17 protein-coding genes are annotated in these 18937 nt (G+C 72.2%); 5 read left to right on the top strand and 12 right to left on the bottom strand.

Translation table 11 applies throughout. The features are described 5' to 3' along the window. Nucleotides 1–3 precede the first annotated feature (3 nt). Nucleotides 4–2781: an ATP-binding protein gene (locus IF22_RS0115195; protein ID WP_030332456.1), complete on the bottom strand. Its 2778-nt coding sequence runs from the start codon at nt 2779–2781 to the stop codon at nt 4–6. A 202-nt stretch (nt 2782–2983) separates the two neighbouring features. Between IF22_RS0115195 and IF22_RS0115200 the strand changes: the two genes are divergently transcribed. Continuing rightward, nucleotides 2984–4435: a M28 family peptidase gene (locus tag IF22_RS0115200; RefSeq protein WP_030332458.1), complete on the top strand. Its 1452-nt coding sequence runs from the start codon at nt 2984–2986 to the stop codon at nt 4433–4435. Between the two features lie 60 nt (nt 4436–4495). Here the strand turns inward: IF22_RS0115200 and IF22_RS0115205 are convergent, their stop codons facing one another. Beyond that, nucleotides 4496–5194, bottom strand: a complete 699-nt coding sequence (locus IF22_RS0115205) for an SDR family oxidoreductase (protein ID WP_030332460.1) — start codon at nt 5192–5194, stop codon at nt 4496–4498. Between the two features lie 149 nt (nt 5195–5343). On the opposite strand from IF22_RS0115205, the gene htpG reads away from it, so the two are divergent. Beyond that, entirely contained in the window at nt 5344–7272 is a 1929-nt protein-coding gene (gene htpG, locus IF22_RS0115210; protein ID WP_030332461.1) for a molecular chaperone HtpG, read from the top strand. Between the two features lie 95 nt (nt 7273–7367). Here htpG and IF22_RS0115215 read toward each other — a convergent pair whose 3' ends face one another. The 3 genes from IF22_RS0115215 to IF22_RS0115225 form a co-directional block, all read right to left on the bottom strand. Next, on the bottom strand, nt 7368–7733 hold the full coding sequence (locus IF22_RS0115215; protein WP_030332463.1) for a hypothetical protein: 366 nt from the start codon (nt 7731–7733) through the stop codon (nt 7368–7370). 121 nt (nt 7734–7854) lie between these two features. Beyond that, the gene (gene dinB, locus IF22_RS0115220) at nt 7855–9042 is read right to left on the bottom strand and encodes a DNA polymerase IV (protein WP_081883864.1); all 1188 of its coding nucleotides are present in this window, start codon (nt 9040–9042) and stop codon (nt 7855–7857) included. Between the two features lie 57 nt (nt 9043–9099). Beyond that, nucleotides 9100–9570 carry a VOC family protein gene (locus IF22_RS0115225; RefSeq protein ID WP_209444557.1) on the bottom strand — a complete coding sequence of 157 codons (471 nt, stop codon included), beginning with the start codon at nt 9568–9570 and terminating at the stop codon, nt 9100–9102. Nucleotides 9571–9631: 61 nt separating this feature from the next. Here IF22_RS0115225 and IF22_RS0115230 point away from each other — a divergent pair, with 61 nt between their 5' ends. Then, nucleotides 9632–10609 carry a helix-turn-helix transcriptional regulator gene (locus tag IF22_RS0115230; protein ID WP_030332469.1) on the top strand — a complete coding sequence of 326 codons (978 nt, stop codon included), beginning with the start codon at nt 9632–9634 and terminating at the stop codon, nt 10607–10609. Here IF22_RS0115230 and IF22_RS0115235 read toward each other — a convergent pair. The 4 genes from IF22_RS0115235 to IF22_RS0115250 form a co-directional block, all read right to left on the bottom strand. Next, nucleotides 10501–11097, bottom strand: coding sequence for a GNAT family N-acetyltransferase (locus tag IF22_RS0115235; protein ID WP_081883837.1), 597 nt, complete (start codon nt 11095–11097; stop codon nt 10501–10503). The two genes, IF22_RS0115230 and IF22_RS0115235, sit on opposite strands and share 109 nt — an antisense overlap. After that, complete coding sequence (locus IF22_RS0115240) at nt 11094–11618, bottom strand: GNAT family N-acetyltransferase (RefSeq protein ID WP_030332472.1); 525 nt, start codon at nt 11616–11618, stop codon at nt 11094–11096. The genes IF22_RS0115235 and IF22_RS0115240 overlap by 4 nt, the downstream gene beginning before the upstream one ends. 321 nt (nt 11619–11939) lie before the next feature. After that, nucleotides 11940–13514 carry an FMN-binding glutamate synthase family protein gene (locus IF22_RS0115245; RefSeq protein WP_030332474.1) on the bottom strand — a complete coding sequence of 525 codons (1575 nt, stop codon included), beginning with the start codon at nt 13512–13514 and terminating at the stop codon, nt 11940–11942. Nucleotides 13515–13601: 87 nt separating this feature from the next. Beyond that, nucleotides 13602–14711, bottom strand: a complete 1110-nt coding sequence (locus IF22_RS0115250; protein ID WP_245233638.1) for a peptidoglycan recognition protein family protein — start codon at nt 14709–14711, stop codon at nt 13602–13604. A gap of 213 nt (nt 14712–14924) precedes the next feature. Here IF22_RS0115250 and IF22_RS0115255 point away from each other — a divergent pair, with 213 nt between their 5' ends. Together IF22_RS0115255 and IF22_RS0115260 are read left to right on the top strand one after the other, a co-directional pair. After that, a complete protein-coding gene (locus IF22_RS0115255; protein WP_030332478.1) occupies nt 14925–15935 on the top strand; it encodes a mechanosensitive ion channel family protein in 1011 nt (336 codons plus the stop codon). Between the two features lie 245 nt (nt 15936–16180). Further along, on the top strand, nt 16181–17554 hold the full coding sequence (locus IF22_RS0115260; RefSeq protein ID WP_030332480.1) for an MFS transporter: 1374 nt from the start codon (nt 16181–16183) through the stop codon (nt 17552–17554). A gap of 46 nt (nt 17555–17600) precedes the next feature. Here IF22_RS0115260 and IF22_RS0115265 read toward each other — a convergent pair whose 3' ends face one another. The 3 genes from IF22_RS0115265 to IF22_RS0115275 all read right to left on the bottom strand — a co-directional run bounded on the left by IF22_RS0115265 (nt 17601) and on the right by IF22_RS0115275 (nt 18916). Further along, complete coding sequence (locus tag IF22_RS0115265; RefSeq protein ID WP_030332481.1) at nt 17601–17987, bottom strand: VOC family protein; 387 nt, start codon at nt 17985–17987, stop codon at nt 17601–17603. Then, nucleotides 17984–18298, bottom strand: a complete 315-nt coding sequence (locus IF22_RS33100) for a hypothetical protein (protein ID WP_030332483.1) — start codon at nt 18296–18298, stop codon at nt 17984–17986. Before IF22_RS33100 ends, IF22_RS0115265 begins: the two co-directional genes overlap by 4 nt. 201 nt (nt 18299–18499) lie before the next feature. Beyond that, nucleotides 18500–18916, bottom strand: coding sequence for a YchJ family protein (locus IF22_RS0115275; protein ID WP_081883838.1), 417 nt, complete (start codon nt 18914–18916; stop codon nt 18500–18502). Between the last annotated feature and the right edge of the window lie 21 nt (nt 18917–18937).

The following is an 18937-nucleotide window of genomic DNA, read 5'->3' on the forward strand; positions in this document are numbered from 1 at the left end:
CGCTCAGGCCAGCCGACGCTCGATGGTCACCGTCGTCCCCTCGGCGGTGGAGACCAGTCGCACGTCGCCGTAGGCGTTCATCAGCAGCGCGCCGCGCCCCCGGTCCATCGCCGGTCGGCGGTCCCGCCAGGTGCCGAAGTCCCGTACCGAGATCCGGACCAGGCCGCCACCCAGTTGGACGCGCACCCGCACCTCCGGGCGGCTGGGCCGCTGCGCGTGCTCGACGGCGTTGTTCATGGCCTCGGAGGCGGCGAGCAGGAGATCCTCCAGGACGTCCGGGTCAACGTCCAGCTCACCCAGGACGCCGCGCACGTCCCGACGCAGCGCCGCCGCCGAGGTGGGTTCGGACGGGTACGTCCACCCGACGTCCAGGAGATCGCCCAGCGCGTCCGGGTCGGCCGGCGTCGGCGCGAGCACCGCCGCGTCGCGGACGGGTTCGACAGCCGGGTCCGCCGTGACGGGGCCGACCGGGGCCGGGAGCGAAGGGGGAGCGGAGGCGGCGACGGTCGCCGGTTCGCCGCCGAGGGCCGCCGCGGGGGTACGGTCGCGGGCCCGGCGGATGCTGGCCCGGATCCGGGCGACCAGCTCGGCTGCGGCGAACGGCTTCACCAGGTAGTCGTCGGCGCCCAGGCTCAGGCCCTCCACGCTGGCCTCACCGCCGGCACGGGCGGAGAGCACCAGCACCGGCAGCGCCCGGGTCGCCGGGTCCGCCCGGAGCCGGCGCACCAGGTCGAAGCCGTCCATCACCGGCATCATCACGTCGGTCAGCACCAGGTCCGGCAGGTCGCGGTGGATCTCGTCGAGGGCCTGCTGACCGTCGGTGACCTCCCGCACCCGCCAGCCCTGCGCGGTGAGCAGCCGGGTGAGGTACGCCCGCATGTCGGCGTTGTCGTCGGCGAGCAGGATCCGGGCCCCGGCCAGCTCATCCGTGGTCGTTCGGGTCGCGGGGTCGGGTTCGGTCACCGCGTCGCTCGGTTCGGTGAGCCAGCCCACCGCCTCCTCGACGGCGGCCCGGGCCGCGTCACCCCGCCCGCCGACCGTCGGGCCGCTGACCGCGGTGCGGTGCGTCGCCGACCACGGCAGCGTCACAGTGAACCGGCTGCCGACGCCCACCTGGCTGGTCACTCGGACGTCGCCGCCCTCCAGCCGGGCCAACTCGTGCACCAGGGCCAGACCGATGCCCGTGCCCTCGTGACTGCGCGAGCGGGCGCCGCGTACCCGATGGAAGCGTTCGAAGAGTTTCGGCAGGTCCCGTTCCGCGATGCCGATGCCGGTGTCCGCGACGGTGAGACGCACCTCCTCGTCGTCGGCGTCGAGGGTGACCCGGATGCGGCCGATGAAGGTGTACTTGAGGGCGTTGGAGAGCAGGTTCGTGACGATGCGTTCCCAGTTGACCGGGTCGACAGAGACCGGCCGGGGCAGCGGTGGGCAGCTCACCTCGAGGGTCAACCCGGCCCGCTCGACGGCGGCCCGGAACACCCCGGCGAGCTCGGCGGTCAGCGCGGCCAGGTCGACCACCCGGGCGTCGCTGCGCGCCCGCCCGGCCTCCAGGCTGGAGAAGGTGAGCAGGCTGTTGACGAGCGTCAACAGTCGCGTCGCGTTACGCCAGCCGGTCTCCACCCGCTCCCGCTGCACCGGTGCCAGCGGCGCGGTGGCGTCGGTGAGGGCGTCGGTCAGCGGGCCGAGGATGAGGGTCAGCGGGGTACGGAACTCGTGGCTGACGTTGGCGAAGAAGTCGGTCTTGAGGCGGTCCAGTTCCGCCATCGCCTCGATGCGGCGCCGCTCCTCCTCGTACTCCTGGGCGTTGCGCAATGCCACCGAGATCTGCTGGGCGAGGAGCTGGTGGAACGAGCGGTACGCCTCGTCGAGCCCACGGCTGGGGCTCACCCCGGCGAGCAGGACGCCGCGTGGCTGACCCTCGTCGGCGGAGGACAGCGGCAGCGCCAGCGCGGTGCGGACCGGGTCGTCCCACGGGCCGGCGGGCAGCGGCAACCTGTCGGCGACGTCGGTCACCTCGGTCGCCCGGCCCTCGGCCGCGTCCGCCAGCCCCCAGGCGTACGCGGACGGGCCCGGGTCGGTCAGCTCGACGGCGTCCGGCAGGGTCTGGGCGTGCCGCCGGTCGCCGCCGGTGCAGGCGATCCGGCGCAGTGTCGTGCCGTCGCGCAGGTAGATGGCGGCGAACGGCACGTCCAGGGGGTGGTCGTCGATCACGCCGACCAGCCGTGCGCCGGTGGCGTCCACGTCGACGGTGCGCCCGTCGCCGAGCACTGACAGGTCGCGCAGGAGGCGCAGCCGACGTTCGCCGATCACCTGCTGGGTGACCTCGCTGCACACGGTCAGCACGCCGACGGTGCGCCCGTCGTCGTCGCGGGCGGGGGCGTGCGAGACGCTGAAGTACGCCTCTTCGCGGTAGCCGGCCCGGCTGAGCAGCAGTTGCAGCGCGGGGACCCAGCTGGCCACCGAGGTCGCCATGGCCTCCTCGACCAGTGGGGCGAGCACGTCCCAGACCTCGGCCAGGGTCACCCGCACGTCGTCGCCGAGAGCGGCGGGGTGCTTGTCACCGATCAGCGCCGAGTAGGCGTCGTTGTAGAGCTGGGAGTAGTTCTCGCCCCAGAGCAGCAGCATGGGGTACCGGGAGGAGAGCACCATCCGGACGGCGGCGCGCAGGCTCTGCGGCCATTCGCTGACCGGGCCGAGCGGGGTGCGGGCCCAGTCCAGCTCGGCCATCAACCGCCCGGTTTCGCCGCCGCCGAGGAACAGGTCGCTGCTGGGTCGTGTCACGCTCGATCCGACCCCATCGCAAGCCCCCGTTCCGGGCCTGACGACCCCTGCCGCGTTACCTACCCATCCTGACACTTCTACTCAGCTGTGCTGACGCCGGTACCCACCGTCGAACCGGCGGCGGTTCGGGACGAACGACCGATGCCTAGTACATCGACATCTGTAATTGTCTCGGGTATCCCTCCGACCCCGAGGAGCCCCCATGAGAGGCAGAACGCTGAGCGCGAGAATCGCGCTCGCCGTGTTCGCCGCGACGACCGTGACGCTGGCCGCCCAACCGGTGACCGCGTCACCCCCGACCGCCACGACGGTGGCCCGGCCGATCGCCGGGTCCGTCGCCGCACTCGCAGCGCCGGACATCTCCGTCAGCAACGTCCAGGCGCACCTGACCCAGTTCAACGCCATCGCCACCAGCAACGGTGGCAACCGACGGGCCGGCTCGGCCGGCTACACCGCCTCGCTCACCTACGTCAAGACCAGGCTCCAGTCGGCCGGCTACACCGTCAGCGAGCAGTACTGCTCCAGTTGCACGTATCCCTCGAACAACCTCATCGCCGAGTGGCCCGGCGGCCCGGCCGACCAGGTGGTCATGTTCGGCGCGCACCTGGACGGCGTCTCGGCCGGTCCGGGCATCAACGACAACGCCACCGGCTCGGCGACCCTGCTGGAGAACGCGCTGGTCCTGGCCGCGCAGAACCCGACGATGACCAAGCGGGTGCGGTTCGCCTGGTGGACCGACGAGGAGCAGGGGCTCAACGGCTCCCGGTTCTACGTCAACTCGCTCACCAGCACCCAGCGCGGCTACATCAAGGGTTACTACAACTTCGACATGGTCGGCTCGGTCAACGGCGGCTACTTCATCAACCGGGTCACCTCGACCACCGCGGCGCCGCTGAAGGCGTACTGGGACTCCCTGGGCCTGCAACCGGAGGAGAACGTCGAGGGGCAGGGCCGCTCCGACGACTACTACTTCCAGCAGGCCGGCATCCCCACCTCGGGCTACGCCGCCGGCGCCAGCGCCCGCAAGACCAGCACCCAGGCGGCCAAGTGGGGTGGCACCGCCAACTCCGCGTACGACCCGTGTTACCACCGGTCCTGTGACACCACCGCCAACGTCAGCGCCACGGTGCTGAACCGGGCGGCCGACGGTGTCGCGTACGCGCTGTGGCAGCTCGCCGTGAGCGGCGGGACCCCGAGCTGCACCGGCGGTCAGGTGGTCGGCAACGGTGGCTTCGAAAACGGCAGCACGCCGTGGACCGCATCCTCCGGGGTGATCACCAACTCCAGCAGCAAGCCGGCCCGGACCGGGTCGTACAAGGCGTGGCTCAACGGGTACGGCAGCACCCGCACCGAGACCCTGTCCCAGTCGGTGACCGTGCCGGCCGGGTGCGCCAGCTACACGCTGTCGTTCTGGACGCGCATCGACACCGCCGAGACGACCACGTCCACGGCGTACGACAAGCTGACCGTGCGGATGGGCTCGACCACGCTGGCGACGTACTCGAACCTCAACGCCTCCAGCAGTTACGTCCAGCGCACGCTCAACGTGGCTGCGTACGCCGGGCAGACGGTGACGCTGACGTTCACCGGCACCGAGGACTCCTCGCTGCAGACCAGCTTCGTGATCGACGACGTGACGTTGCAGGCGAGCTGACCGCGTACCCGAAAACGGGCCGCCACCGGTTCTCGCCGGTGGCGGCCCGTCGCGTCGTGGTCAGGGAAGCTGGGGGTAGAGCGCGGCGACACCGCCGGCCAGCCCGGCCTGTACCCGCCGACTGACGTCGTCGGCGACGATCTCGTACGCGTCGGCCTCGACGCCGTCGACCGCGATCTTGGCGATCTCCGCCGGGTCGGACTTCGGGCCGGTGATGTCGGCGGCCATGTCGGTGTCCAGGTAGCCGACGTGCAGGCCGGCGACCCGGACGCCCTGGTCGGCGAGGCGCACGCGCACGCCGTTGGTCATCGACCACTGCGCGGCCTTGGCGACGCCGTAGGCCCCGTGGATCGGGGAGCTGAACCAGGACAGCACGGAGAGCACGTTGAGGATTGTCCCGCCGCCGTTGCCGGCGATGATCGGCGCGAACGCCCGGACCATCGACAGTGTGCCGAGGTAGTGGGTCTCCAGTTCCTGCCGCAGCACGTCCAGGTCGCCGTCGAGGAGGTCGGCTCGGAAGTCGGTGCCCGCGTTGTTGATCAGCAGGTTCACGTCGCCGGCCAGCGCGGCGGCGGCGGCCACCGATGCGGGGTCGGTGATGTCGAGGCGTACCGGCGTCACGCCGGGCAGGTCGACGCGGTCGGGGTTGCGGGCGCCGGCGTAGACGGTGGCGCCCCGGGCGAGGAGTTCGGCGGCCAGGTGGCGGCCGAGGCCACGGTTGGCGCCGGTGACGAGGGCGGTGCTTCCAGCGAGCTTCATGGCCGTCACGCTATCCGAGCTGACTTCTGTTGGGCAAAGTCAGCTATCTCACCGGAGCGGGCGAGCGAATCGGGAATACGACCCGGACGCGCCCACAGCCGGACCGGTGACGACTCGTATCCTTTCCGCGAACCTCCGTACGAGCCGAGATGGGAGACGGTGTGAGCAACCAGGCCGAAACGTTGGAATTCCAGGCCGAGGCGCGTCAGCTCCTCCAGTTGGTGGTCCACTCGATCTACTCGAACAAGGACGTCTTCCTGCGGGAACTCATCTCGAACGCGTCCGACGCACTGGACAAGCTCCGGCTGGCCACCCTCATCGACAAGGACCTCGTCGCCGACACCGACGACCTGCACGTCGCCCTGGAGATCGACCGCGACGCCCGCACCCTCACCGTGCGGGACAACGGCATCGGGATGACCCGCGACGAGGTCGTCCAGCTGATCGGCACGATCGCCAAGTCGGGCACCGCCGAGCTGCTGCGCCAGCTGCGGGAGTCCGCCGACGCCCACGCCAAGCAGGACCTCATCGGCCAGTTCGGCGTCGGCTTCTACGCCGCGTTCATGGTCGCCGACCGGGTCACCCTGCTGACCCGCAAGGCCGGCGAGACCGGCGGCACCCGCTGGGAGTCCGCCGGCGAGGGTACGTACTCGATCGAGACGGTCGACGAGGCGCCGCAGGGCACCGCTGTGACACTGCACCTCAAGCCGGCCGACACCGAGGACAACCTGCACGACTACACCGCCGAGTGGACCGTCCGCGACATCGTCAAGCGCTACTCCGACTTCATCGCCTGGCCGATCCGGATGAGCGTGGAGCGGCCCGGCGCCGACGGTGAGGCCCCCACCAGCGAGGTGCAGACCCTCAACTCCATGAAGGCCCTCTGGGCGCGACCCCGCGACGAGGTCGACGCCGCCGAGTACAACGAGTTCTACAAGCACGTCAGCCACGACTGGGCCGACCCGCTCGAGGTCGTGCACATGAAGGGCGAGGGCACCTTCGAGTACGAGGCGCTGCTGTTCCTGCCCAGCCACGCCCCACTGGACCTGTTCTCCCCACAGGGCCGCCGTGGCGTGCAGCTCTACGTCAAGCGCGTCTTCATCATGGACGACTGCGAGGCGCTGGTCCCGACGTACCTGCGCTTCGTCAAGGGCGTGGTCGACGCGCACGACCTGTCGCTGAACATCTCCCGGGAGATCCTCCAGCAGGACCGGCAGATCCAGATCGTCCGCCGCCGCCTGGTCAAGAAGATCCTCGCCACGGTCAAGGACCTCAAGGCCAACCACGCCGAGCGCTACCGCACCTTTTGGACCGAGTTCGGCGCGGTGGTCAAGGAAGGGCTGATCGACGACACCGACAACCGGGACACCCTGCTGGACATCCTGTCGGTGGCCTCCACCAACGACCCGGCCGAGCCCACCGACCTGGCCGGCTACGTGTCCCGGATGAAGGACGGCCAGAGCGACATCTGGTACGCCACCGGCGAATCCCGGGCCGCCATCGAGAACTCGCCGCACCTGGAGGCGTTCCGGGCCAAGGGGCACGAGGTGCTGCTCCTCACCGACCAGGTCGACGAGGTGTGGGTCGAGCGGGTCGGCACGTACGACGGCAGGACGCTGCGCTCGATCGCCAAGGGCGAGATCGACCTGGACACCGACGAGGAGAAGCAGCAGGCCGAGGCCGAGCGTGAGCAGCAGCGACAGGAGTTCGCGGCGCTGCTCGACTGGCTGGGGACCACCCTCACCGACAGTGTCCGGGAGGTGCGCCTGTCATCGCGGCTGACCACCTCGCCGGCCTGCGTCGTCGGCGACGCCCACGACCTCACCCCGACCCTGGAGAAGATGTACCGGGCGATGGGGCACGAGATTCCGCCGACCAAGCGGATCCTGGAGATCAACCCCGGGCACCCGCTGGTGTCCGGGCTGCGCAAGGCCCACGAGCAGGGCAGCGACCAGGCGGCCCTGACCGAGACCGCCGAGCTGCTCTACGGCTTGGCGGTGCTGGCCGAGGGTGGCGAGCTGACCGACCCGGCCCGCTTCACCCGGACGCTCGCCGACCGGCTGGCCCGCACCCTGTAACCGGCGGCCGACCGACAACAGGTGAACGCTCGGCCGGATCGCCGGCCGAGCGTTCACCTGGGTGGTGCCGGAGCAGCTCGGGTGCCTGCGACCCGTCAGGCCGCGGAGGCGGCCTTCGACCCTCGGTGCGACGCCGCCGGGCCGGCGTTCCAGCCCCATCGCGGCGCCGGCACCGAGGAGTCACGACGTCCGTCCGGTTCGACGTCGTCACTGTCGGCTCCGTCGACGGTCAGCTCGACCGAGGCCGGGGTGCTGCGAGCCAGTCGCAGTGAGTGCTCGGCACCGGCACGCGCCACGCACGGCCACGACTGCCCGGCGCACTGAAGGTTGCGGCACCGGCCCTCGTCGTCCGGCTCGTGTGCGCTCAGCACGTCGACCGCCAACTGCCACAGCAGCGGGTCGGTCACGTCGTGCGGACGCTCGGCGGTGCGGCTCGGTCGGTTGCTGGTGTCGTCGGACATCATGGCCCCCCTCGTCAGGCTGTACCCCCCAAGGGTCACCCGTCAGCCGCCAGCTAAACCGCCGACCTGCTGTGATGTGTCTCTGCTCGCAACTCGACCGCGGACGCCGCACGCGTATCGGTCAGTCCGGCAGGAGTGGCATCTCCACCCCCGGCTCCCGGTTGAGCAACACCGCCCGGGTCAGCGCCGCCGATCCGAACCGGTCGCGGACCGCGTCCACCGCAGCGTCCAGATCGGAACCGGCGTCAGGCTGGAACGGCAGCTCAGGCTGGACGGGGTTGTCGTCGAGATTGCCCACCGAGACACCGATCAGGGTGACACCACGGCGATCGATCTCGGGCAGCGCCGCGCGCAGCAGCGCACGCGCGGCGGCGAGCAGTGGCGTGGTGTCCGCCGTCGCCTTCCCCACCGTGTGCGAGCGGGTCGCCCGGGTGTAGTCGCCGAAGCGCAGCCGCAACACCACCGTGCGGCCGGACCGTCCGGCCGCCCGCATCCGCCGGCTGACCCGGTCGACCAGGCCGGCGAGGATGGCCTCCAACTCCGTCGAGGCGTGCGGGGTGCGACTGAGGGCGTGCTGCGCGCCCATCGACCCGCGCCGCCGCCCCACCTGCACCGCCCGGGGGTCGCGGTTGTGCGCCAACGCGTGCAGGTGCCGGCCGGCGCCCGCCCCGAGCATCGACACCAGCGCCGCCTCGCCGAGGCGGGCCACCTCCCCGACCGTACGGATCCGGCGCTCCCGCAACTTGGCGGCAGTGACCGGGCCGACTCCCCAGAGCCGTTCCACCGGCAGTGGATGCAGGAACGCCAGCTCATCGTCCGGCGCGACCACCAGCAGGCCGTCCGGTTTCGCCACAGCGCTGGCCACCTTGGCCAGGAACTTCGTGCGGGCCACCCCCACCGTGATCGGCAGGTGGACCTGGTCGCGGACCTCCCGGCGCAGCCGTTCGGCGATCTCGGCCGGCGGCCCGACCAGCCGCCCCAGCCCACCCACGTCGAGGAACGCCTCGTCGATGGAGAGCCCCTCGACCAGCGGCGTGGTCTGCCGGAAGATCTCGAAGACCGCGCGGCTCGCCGCCGTGTACGCCGACATCCGGGGCGGCACCACTATCGCGTCCGGGCAGAGCCGACGCGCCTGCTGGCCGCCCATCGCGCTGCGGACACCCCGCGCCTTCGCCTCGTAGCTGGCCGCGAGCACCACCCCACCACCGACGATCACCGGTCGGCCCCGCAGGCGCGGGTCGTCGCGCTGCTCGACCGACGCGTAGAACGCGTCCAGGTCGGCGTGCAGGATGCTGGCGCCGGGCGACACGTACACATGTTCGCATGGCGCCCGGCCGATGCGGCAGTGAGCTGGGCGAACGCCCGATCAGTCGAGGCAGAACTCGTTGCCCTCGGGGTCGGCCATGATGAGGTGACCGGCGGCCAACGGGGGAGTGGGCTCGTGCCGGCCGAGGCGCTTCGCGCCGTGCGAGACGAGCCGTTCGGCCTCCGTCTCCAGGGCCGCCATCCGCGCGTCACCGGTCAGCCCGGGGGCGGCCCGGACGTCGAGGTGGACGCGATTCTTCACCTGCTTGCGTTCCGGCACCCGCTGGAAGAACAGCCGTGGTCGCGCGCCCTCGGGGTCGACCACCGCCGACGCGTCGTTGCGGTTCTCCGGCGGCACACCCATCGCCTCCAGCGCCTGGTCCCAGGATTCGAAGTCTCCGGGTGGGGCCTGCACCTGGTAGCCGAGCGCCTCGGCCCAGAACGTGGCCAACCGGGCCGGGTCGGCGCAGTCGAAGGTGATCTGCACGTCGCGGATCACGGCGGATCCCTGGTGTCTGATCTGGTCGGTCATGAACTGAGCCTCTCGCGGATAGCGGACAGGGTTGTTCCGCTATCCGTGCAACGATCGACGAATGACCGTCGAGGCGACGACCGAGCGGGTGCTGCGCCTGCTGGCGCTGCTGCAACGACGACCGTCCTGGACGGCCGCCGAACTCGCCGTCGAGCTGGGGGTCACCGGCCGTTGCGTGCGCCGCGACGTGCAGCGCCTGCGGACGCTCGGTTACCCCGTGCACGCCGTCTCGGGCGTCGGCGGTGGCTACCAACTCGGTGCGGGCACCCGGCTGCCGCCGTTGCTCCTCGACGACGAGGAGGCGATCGCCACGGCGGTCTCGCTGCGGCTGGCCTCCGGCGGCACCGTCGCCGGGGCGGGCGAGGCGGCGCTACGGGCACTCGCGAAGCTCGACCAGGTGATGCCGTCGCGGCTGCGCGCCGAGGTGCGGGCGGTGCACGGCGCCACCGACACCCTCATCGGCCCGGTCGCCGAGATCGACGCGGAGCTGCTGGTGACGCTGGCCCGCGCCTGCCGGGACGGGGTGCGCGTTCGGTTCGACTATCCCGGCCGGGGCGCCGGGGGCCAGGAACGGACTGTCGAACCGATCCGGATGGTCACCACCGGCCGCCGCTGGTATCTGATGGCCTGGGACGTCGACCGCGACGACTGGCGGACGTTCCGGCTGGACCGGATGCGGGCGGTGGTGGCGACCACCTGGCGGTTCCGGGCCCGCGAGCACCCCGATCCGGTGGCCTTCGTGCAGCGGGCGGTGACCGGGGCGCCGTACCGGTACCTCGCCCGGGTGCGCGTGCACGCCCCGGCCGACCAGCTGCGCGAGGTGGTCCCGCCCCAGGTGGGACGGGTCGAGGACGATCGTGACGGGTGGTCGGTGCTGGTCCTCGGCGGCGACAGCCTGGACTGGCTCGCCGCGCACCTCGCCCGGCTGAGTTACGAGGTCGAGGTGTTGGAGCCTGCCGAGCTGCGCGAGGCCGCGGGCCGGCTGGCCCGTCGCCTCGCGGTGCTGGCCGGTGCGACGTCGGAGCCCGACGCGCGGTGACGCAGCGTGTAGTGCCGCAGCGACACCGGGCCGCCGTCGGGAGCGGTCCACGGCGCCGTGCTCGTGCCGACGCACCGCCATCCCGCGCGCTCGTACAGCGCGACGGCCGCGGTGTCACCGGCGGCCACCTCCAGCACCAGGTCCGTCGCGCGTGTGGCCGCCCACCGGCGGGCCCGGTCCAGCAGCGCGCTGCCCAGCGCCAACCCCCGGGCTTTCGGCACCACGAAGAGACGGGCGACCTCGGCCGTCGGCGGGGCCAGCGGCCCGCCCGCCGGATCGGGCAGCCGGTGCACGGCGATGTGACCCACGACGGCAGCGTCGTCATCGACTGCCACCCAGGCCCGCGCCGGCTGCGGCTCGCGGAGCCAGCGGTGCGGGTCGGCGGGCCAGTTCAGCGGGTACCTGTCGACCCGGTGAACCTCGGTGAGCGCCGCGACGCAGCCGTCCAGGTCGGTGGCGCGCCGCCGGCGGATGCCCGGTGGGTTCACAGGTCGTCGAACGGGCTGGCGTAGCGGAACTCGCCCCGGATCGACTCGTTCCAGGCGTGCAGTGGCCGAGCCATGAAGTACTGCGGCCCCCACGGTTGCGGTGGGGTGACACCCAGCTCGACGGCGGGCCGGAACCCGAAACGCGGGTAGTAGTCGGGGTGCCCGAGCAGCACCACCAGCGGCTCGTCCCGCGCGTCGGCCGCGCCGAGCACCGCGTGCATCAACGCGCTGCCGACGCCGCGCCGCTGCCAGTCCGGCAGCACTCCCAGCGGCCCCAGGCCCAACGCCACCGCCGCGCCGCCCACCAGGCCGCGGGTGGCCACCACGTGACCGACCACCTGGCCGTCCGAATCGACCGCCACCAGGGAGTACGCGGGCAGCCAGCCCTCGTCGACGCGCAGCGCGTCGACGAGCGTCGCCTCGACCGGTACGCCGTCACCGCCATCGGCCTTGGCGAAGGCCGCGGAGTGCACCGCGCGAATCGCGTCGACGTCGGCGGGTGTCTCGCGTCTGATCAGCACCGCGCCACCATAGACGCGGTGAGTTGCCGGCTCCACGCGATTATCGCCGGCACCGATCTGCCGGCGGTCGTCGTGGATGGCGGTCGTGGTGGGCGGCGGCCACCGGTGGGCGGCGGTCGCCGCTGGGTGGTGGTCGTGATGGGTGGTGGTCGCCGGTGGGTGGTGGTCGCCGGTGGGTGGCGGTCGCCGGTGGACGGCGGGCGGCACTTCGCGGACATGGCGGGGAGATCCGCGATCCGCGATCCGCGATCCGCGATCCGCGATCCGCGATCCGCGATCCGCGATCCGCGATCCGCGATCCGCGATCCGCGATCCGCGATCTCAACCGACGGCAGTGGCGGAGGGTGGGGCGCTGCCGCCCTGCGGCGCCTCCGGGACCATCAGTCGGATGATCTCCGCCCGGTCGGCGGGCGAGGGCAGCCCCCATTCCGGCCGGTAGCCGTACACCTCGTGCAGTGGCGTGGAGCTGGTGCGGCCGTCCAGGATCTCCACGGCGTCGGTGCCGATCAGGCCGGGGTGTTCGACGCCGCAGGCCTCGGCGACCTTGGTCAGGTCCCGGCGCAGGGTCCGCACGTAGTTGGCCGCCCGGACCGACTTCGACGCCGGGTCCAGGCCACGGGCGAGCCACGCGTTCTGTGTGGCGACACCGGTCGGGCAGGTGTCGGTGTGGCACTTCTGCGCCTGGATGCAGCCGATCGACAGCATCGCCTCCCGACCGACGTTGACCAGGTCGCAGCCGAGCGCGAACGCCACGATGGCGTTGTCCGGCAGGCCGAGCTTGCCGGCGCCGACGAAGACCACCTGCTCGTGCAGGCCGTGCTCGGCGAAGATCTTGTACACCCGGGAGAAGCCCTGCTGGAACGGGAGCGACACGGAGTCGGTGAAGATCAGCGGTGCGGCGCCGGTGCCGCCTTCACCGCCGTCGATCGTCACGAAGTCCACACCACGGCCGGTGTCCCGCATCAGGGTGGCCAGCTCCTGCCAGAAGCCCAGGTCACCCACGGCCGACTTGATGCCGACCGGCAGACCTGTCTCGGCGGCCAGCAGCTCCACCCAGTCGAGCAGGCTGTCGCAGTCGGAGAACTCGGCGTGCCGGGACGGGCTGACGCAGTCCTGACCGGCCGGGATGCCCCGGGTGGCGGCGATCTCGGCGGACACCTTCGCCCCGGGCAGCAACCCACCGAGGCTCGGCTTGGCGCCCTGGCTCAGCTTGATCTCCAACGCCTTGACCGGGGCCCCGGCGACCAGGTCCCTCAGCCGGTCGAGGCTGAACCGGCCGTGCTCGTCGCGGCAGCCGAAGTACGCCGTGCCGAGTTGGAAGACCAGCTCACCACCGTTGCGGTGGTACGGCGACAGGCCGCCCTCACCGGTGTTCTGCAGGCAGCCGGCGAGGGCCGCACCCTTGTTGAGCGCGGTGACGGCGTTGCCGGACAGCGAGCCGAAGCTCATCCCGGAGATGTTGACGACCGACTCGGGGCGGAACGCCCGGGCCCGCCCCCGTGCCGCGCCGAGCACCTTCGCGCAGGGCAACCGCACATCGTGCCCGGCGGCCGGTGACGACGGCGGCACGGCACGGCCGAACGTACGGTGCTTGATGATCGGGTACCCGGGGGTGTATTCGATGTCGTTGTCCGTACCGAAACCGAAGTAGTTGTTCTCCTGCTTGGCCGACGCGTACACCCAGCGGCGCTGGTCGCGGGTGAACGGCCGCTCCTCGTTGTTGCCGGCCACGATGTACTGCCGAAGCTCCGGCCCGATCGTCTCCAACAAATAGCGGGCGCGGCCGAGGATCGGGAAGTTGCGCAGCAGCGCGTGATCGCGCTGGATCAGGTCCCGCGCGGCGAGCGCCGCGACGGCGGTGGCGACGGCGGGTACGGCTCGACGGGCCCAGGTCATGCCCGGGAGTCTTTCCGCCCGGGCGGCGGATCAAACCGGTGAGCTGGCTGGTGGCGGTGCGGGTGCCCCCACACCGCCACCGGACGCTCAGCGGTGCCGGAACGACTCGCGGACCGATCCGCCGACGATCGTGCACCACGTGCTCGTGCTGAGCTTGCCGTTGCGCGGCAGCCCGTGCAGCGCCTGGAGCTCTTGCACCGCGCTCCGGGTGGCGTGGTCGTACGCCCCGGTCACGGTGACCGCGTACCCCTTGGTGGCGAGGATTTCCTGCACGGCAGTCACCGGCGCTCCGCTGGCGTGCTGGTCCAGCTCCGGCACCAGGGTTTCCCAGGTCGGGGTGGTGAGAGTGGCGTCCACGTCCACAGCGATGCCGTTGCGGGCCTGCCAGTCCTGCACGGCCGCGACGGTCGCGGCGTCGAACGTGCCGCTGACGGTCACCGGGTAGCCCCGGAAGGCGAGCAGGTGCTGCACCACCCGGACCGAGGGGGAGTTGACGAAGCGCCACAGGTCCGGCCAGCGGCGCGCCGGCACGTCACCGAGCGTGGTGCCGAGGGCGGCGTGCACGCGCCGCCGCAGCTCGGGGAACTGCCGGTAGAAGGCCGCGCCCGGGCACTCGGTGGTGCGGAAGTCCCAGTGGCCGAAGATGTCGTGCGCGTGCAGCCCGTACTGCCGGCAGATCGCGACGCAGAGCTTGACCAGCGAGTCGGTCAACGCCTTCGGCGGGGTCTCGGTGACGTAGGTGCCCTCGTTCTCGATGCCGATCGCCCGGCCGTTCTCACCCGGGCAGTGCGCCGAGATCATCTGCCGGTCGCCGGCTTCGAGGCGCTCCAGACTGCCCCGGCGGCCCTCCAGCACGTAGCCGCCGCGGCTGACCGTGAAGTGCTGGCCGGTGTCCGACCAGCCGTTGCCGTCGATGTGCAGGTCCTGGCAGTCGTGGGCGAGCTTCACCGCCTGCTCACGGGAGTAGTCGGTGACGTTCGGGAACGCCATGTGGTGCACGATGATCTTGTTGGTGGCGATGGCGCTCACCGACAGCGGATCCTTCGGCGGGCGGGCGGCCCACTCGTCACAGCTGATGATCCAGTCCAGGTCGGTGCCCGGCGCGGCCTGCGCTGCGCCCGGGAAGGCGAGTTCGCTCCCGACGACGGCGACCGTGGCGGCGCCGAGACCGGCCCGCAGCAGCGTCCGGCGATCCACTTCGGAATGGTCGACGTGCATGGCATCTCCTCCTGCGGCCGACGGCGGGGGATGAAAAGTAGCTCCAGTGGCCGCACGTACCTCGGAGAATATTGCCAAGACTCGCCCGCGCGCTAGAGGGCCGGCAGAGCTCGTGATCACCGGTGTTTCCGCGCGCCGGGTCGGGGGTAGGTCGGGGCAGACCGATCCGGCTGCCCCTTAAGGAATGACCAGATGAGTGACAACGTCAGCGACGCGGTGGGCGACGCGCTCCGCTCGGTGATGCTCTTCCTGCCCAAGGCCGTCGCCTTCCTGGCGATCCTGGTGGCCGGATGGCTGATCGCCAAGGCGGTACTGAAGATCGTGGAGAAGGTCCTCGAACGGGTGGGCTTCGACCGCGCCGTCGAACGCGGCGGCATCCGCCGCGCGTTGAGTCGCTCCCGGTACGACGCCAGCGACATCGTCGCGAAGCTCGCCTACTACGCGGTGCTGCTGTTCACCCTCCAGCTCGCCTTCGGCATCTGGGGGCCGAACCCGATCTCCGACCTGCTCGGTGCGGTGATCTCGTGGCTGCCCCGGGCCTTCGTCGCGATCGTCATCGTCGTGGTCGCCGCCGCCATCGCCAACGCGGTCAAGGACATCATCAGCGGCGCGCTCGGCGGCCTGTCGTACGGCCGGGCGCTGGCCACCATCGCCTCGGTGTTCATCCTCGGCCTCGGCGTCATCGCCGCGCTGAACCAGATCGGGGTGGCCACCGCGGTCACCACTCCGGTGCTGATCGCCGTGCTGGCCACGATTGGCGGCATCCTCGTCGTCGGTGTCGGCGGCGGCCTGATCCGTCCGATGCAGAGCCGTTGGGAGTCGTGGCTGACCCGCGCCGAGCGGGAGTCGCGGCTGATCGCCGAGCACGCGCAGGCGTACCGGGCCGGCCGTCGCGACGCCGAGGCGGAACTGGCCCGCGCGTCGGCCCCCACCAGCGACCCGGAGGCCACCCAGGTGGTGACCCGGCCCGCCGACACCGACGCCACCCAGGTCGTGCGCTTCCCGGTCAGCTCTGGAACCGACGACACCACCCAGGTGGTCAGCCGCTCGGCCGACCCCGACGTCACGCAGGTGGTGGGTGCCGGTGCCGACTCCGACACGACCCAGGTGGTCACCGGCGGCACCGACCGCGCGGTGCCCGGGCAGCGCACCAGCGACGACAGCGAGACCACCACTGTCATTCCGCCGGTCGACCGGCGCTGACATCCGGCGTTACGGCGGGGCGGGATCGACCTGATCCCGCCCCGCCTCGCGTTCTGCGCACCGCCTCGCCTACCCGGCCCGGTTCGCGCTGCCCGGCACGCCGAAAGCGCTGGCCGCCACCGCGCCGGTTGTCTAGCATCGCGGGCATGACCTGGCGACATTGATCCACCGGCCTAGGCCGATCCCGTGGGCCACCACGGGCACCGCACGTCCGGTGTCCGTCTCCACTCCCACGGGAAGGCCCCATGATCTCCATCGTCTCGCGCGTGCCCGACCCGGCGGTCCGCCGGCTGACGGCGACCCTCTACGGGTACGCGTTCCTCAGCGACCTTGTCCTGCTCTACCCGCTGTACGTGGTGTTCTTCGCCGACACCGGGCTGTCGGTGGGGCAGATCGCGTCGCTGTTCGTCATCTGGTCGGCCGCCGGCATCCTGTTCGAGGTGCCCTCCGGCGCGTGGGCCGACGTGCTGTCCCGCCGGCTGCTGCTGTGCCTCGCCCCGCTGGTGGCCGCCGCCGGTTTCGCGCTCTGGGTGCTGCTGCCGTCGTACCCGGCGTTCGCTGGTGGTTTCCTGCTCTGGGGCGCCGCTGGCGCGCTGGTGTCCGGCGCCCTGGAGGCGTTGGTCTGGACCGAGCTGGACCGGCTCGGCGCGGTCGGCCGGTACGCCCGGGTGCTCGGGCGGGCGCGGACGGCGGGTGTGCTGGGCGTGGTGCTCTCCGGAGTGCTCGCCGGCCCGGTGCTCGCCGTCGGCGGGTATCCGGCGGTCGGCGCGGCCAGCGTGGCCGCCTGCCTGCTCGCCGCGATCGCCGCCACCCGCTTTCCGGAGCACCGCGCGCCAGCCGCCGCACGCGTCACGGTCGCCGAGCCGGTGCCGGCTGCCGGGCCGGTGAATGCCGCACCACCCCGGCCGGACCAGCCGGACACCGCGCCACCGGCGGGCCCGGACGAGCCGGACAGCGTCCCGCCGGCGGGCCCGGACGACGATGCCGACCTGGGATGGTGGGACACGCTGCGGGCCGGGGTGGCGCAGGTCCGCACCCGCGCGCCAGTGCGGTCGGCAGTGCTGCTGGTGGCGGTGGTCGCCGCCGACTGGGGTGCCCTGGACGAGTACACCCCGCTGCTCGCCCTGGACACCGGTGTCGGGGCGCAGGCCGTCCCACTGCTGCTCCTGCTGCTCTGGGCCGGGGTGACAGTCGGTGGGCTGCTCGCCCCGGCGGGGGAGCGGCTGGGCAGCCGAGGGTACGCCGCGCTGCTGGGGCTGGTCGGCGTCGCGCTGGCCGGCGGTGCACTGCTGCGGCACCCGGCGGGGTTCGTGCTGATCGCGGTGGCCTTCGGCGCGGCGCAGCTGGCCACCGTGCTGGCCGACGCCCGGTTGCAGGCCCGGATCACCGGCACCAGCCGCGCCACCGTCACATCCCTGGCCGGGATGGCCACCGACGTGCTGATCATCGTGACGTACGCCGGCTACGGCCTGCTCGCCACGGCGGCCGGTAACGCGGTGGCGTTCGCGCTGACCGCCGGGGCGTACCTCGTGGTGGCGCTGGTGCTGCTGACCCGCCGCCGGCGCCGGGCGGTGGTGCCCACCGGTGTGGTCGCGGCGGTGACGCCCGGCCGGCACTGACCGGGGCCCGGCGGCGGCCCGAGGGGGTCGCCGCCGGGCCGTGTGGTCAGCCGTCCAGGTGCAGGAACGACCACTGGTGGCCGTCGAGGTCCCGGAAGCCACGCATGTACATCGGCCCGTTGGCCATCCCCGGCCCGAGCGACTCGCCACCGGCGACGGCCGCCTGGTCGACCAGCTCGTCGACCTGCCCCCGGCTCTGCGCCGACAGCCCGACGATGACCTCCCGGCTGGTCGCCGTGTCCGGGGTGGCGACACCGGTGAACCTCTCGAAACCCGAGCGGAGGTGCAGCACCAGTCGGGTGGTGTCGGAGATGGTGAGCACCATGCTGTCGCCGTCCGGCTCGCTCTGGTCGCTGGTGAAGCCGATCGCCCGGTAGAACTCGGCGGCGGTGGTCAGGTCGCGCACCGGCAGGTTGATGAACGTCATGGTCATCGGTGGCCTCCGTCCGTTTCGAGCAGTGCCTTCAGCGCGGCGAGTCGTTCCCGCCAGTACGCCTTCAGCTCCGCGGCCTGCTCAGCCCCGGTCAGCTTCTCGTGCAGGACGCTGACCCGGGTCTTTGACTCGCCGACAGCGTCGATGCCGACGACTATCCGGGTCGGGCCACCGGCCCAGTCGGCCCGGAAGATCCGGGGCGCGGTGGCGGTGCGGACGCGTACCTCGACGTCGGGCAGCCAACGGGCGCTCTCGCCGGTCTTCGCCATCCGGGTCCGAACCCGGGCCTTGAACGATCTCTGGGTGGTCATCACATGCTCCCGGTCAACGGCACGGTCACCGGGACTCACGCTCCCGCCGACCCCGCCGGAGTGGGGCATGTGGCACCACGTCCCGAGGGCTCCAGGCCCCCTTTGCCTCCGCGTTGCCGGCGGCGTGAGCGCCGGGAGGGAGGTGCGGCGCAGGACGACGCCGACGTCATCGTACGCCCCGACCGGCCGTCGGCGCAGCCGTCAGGGCTGGTCACCGTCGAGGTAGACCCACCGGCCGTCCTCGCGGACGAACCGGCTGTGTTCGGTCACCGTGCCGGGCCGGCCCCCGTGCCGGTAGTGGGCGTGGAAGCTCACCGTGCCGGCGGCGTCGAGTAGGCCGCCCCGCTCGGTCCGCACGATCTCCAGTCGGGTCCACCGCTGCCCCGGGTCGAGCTCCAGGGCGGCCGGCCGGGTCGACGAGTGCCAGCTGCGCAGCAGGTAACCGGAGTCGCCGAGGGCGAAGGCGCTGAACCGGGAGCGCATCAGGGCCTCGGCCGTCGCCGGGGCGTCGCCCGCGTGCGCCGGGGCGCAGCAGTCCGCGTACGCCCGGCCGGAGCCGCACGGGCACACCCGTCCCGTCGTCGCGTTCGCCCGCCGGCGTCCCGCACCCTTGCCCACGTCGCTATCCTTCCGTACCCG

Origin of the sequence: Micromonospora parva (assembly GCF_000718515.1) — a bacterium.
Lineage (GTDB): Bacteria > Actinomycetota > Actinomycetes > Mycobacteriales > Micromonosporaceae > Micromonospora > Micromonospora parva.

What these genes read in the sequence shown, in the direction of transcription:
- IF22_RS0115225 (WP_209444557.1), bottom strand. Translation starts at nt 9,570, where the DNA reads ATGACCGACCAGATCAGACACCAGGGATCCGCCGTGATCCGCGACGTG.
- htpG (WP_030332461.1), top strand. Translation starts at nt 5,344, where the DNA reads ATGGGAGACGGTGTGAGCAACCAGGCCGAAACGTTGGAATTCCAGGCC.
- IF22_RS0115255 (WP_030332478.1), top strand. Translation starts at nt 14,925, where the DNA reads ATGAGTGACAACGTCAGCGACGCGGTGGGCGACGCGCTCCGCTCGGTG.
- IF22_RS0115215 (WP_030332463.1), bottom strand. Translation starts at nt 7,733, where the DNA reads ATGTCCGACGACACCAGCAACCGACCGAGCCGCACCGCCGAGCGTCCG.
- IF22_RS33100 (WP_030332483.1), bottom strand. Translation starts at nt 18,298, where the DNA reads ATGACCACCCAGAGATCGTTCAAGGCCCGGGTTCGGACCCGGATGGCG.
- IF22_RS0115245 (WP_030332474.1), bottom strand. Translation starts at nt 13,514, where the DNA reads ATGACCTGGGCCCGTCGAGCCGTACCCGCCGTCGCCACCGCCGTCGCG.
- IF22_RS0115265 (WP_030332481.1), bottom strand. Translation starts at nt 17,987, where the DNA reads ATGACCATGACGTTCATCAACCTGCCGGTGCGCGACCTGACCACCGCC.
- IF22_RS0115200 (WP_030332458.1), top strand. Translation starts at nt 2,984, where the DNA reads ATGAGAGGCAGAACGCTGAGCGCGAGAATCGCGCTCGCCGTGTTCGCC.
- IF22_RS0115260 (WP_030332480.1), top strand. Translation starts at nt 16,181, where the DNA reads ATGATCTCCATCGTCTCGCGCGTGCCCGACCCGGCGGTCCGCCGGCTG.
- IF22_RS0115230 (WP_030332469.1), top strand. Translation starts at nt 9,632, where the DNA reads ATGACCGTCGAGGCGACGACCGAGCGGGTGCTGCGCCTGCTGGCGCTG.
- IF22_RS0115205 (WP_030332460.1), bottom strand. Translation starts at nt 5,194, where the DNA reads ATGAAGCTCGCTGGAAGCACCGCCCTCGTCACCGGCGCCAACCGTGGC.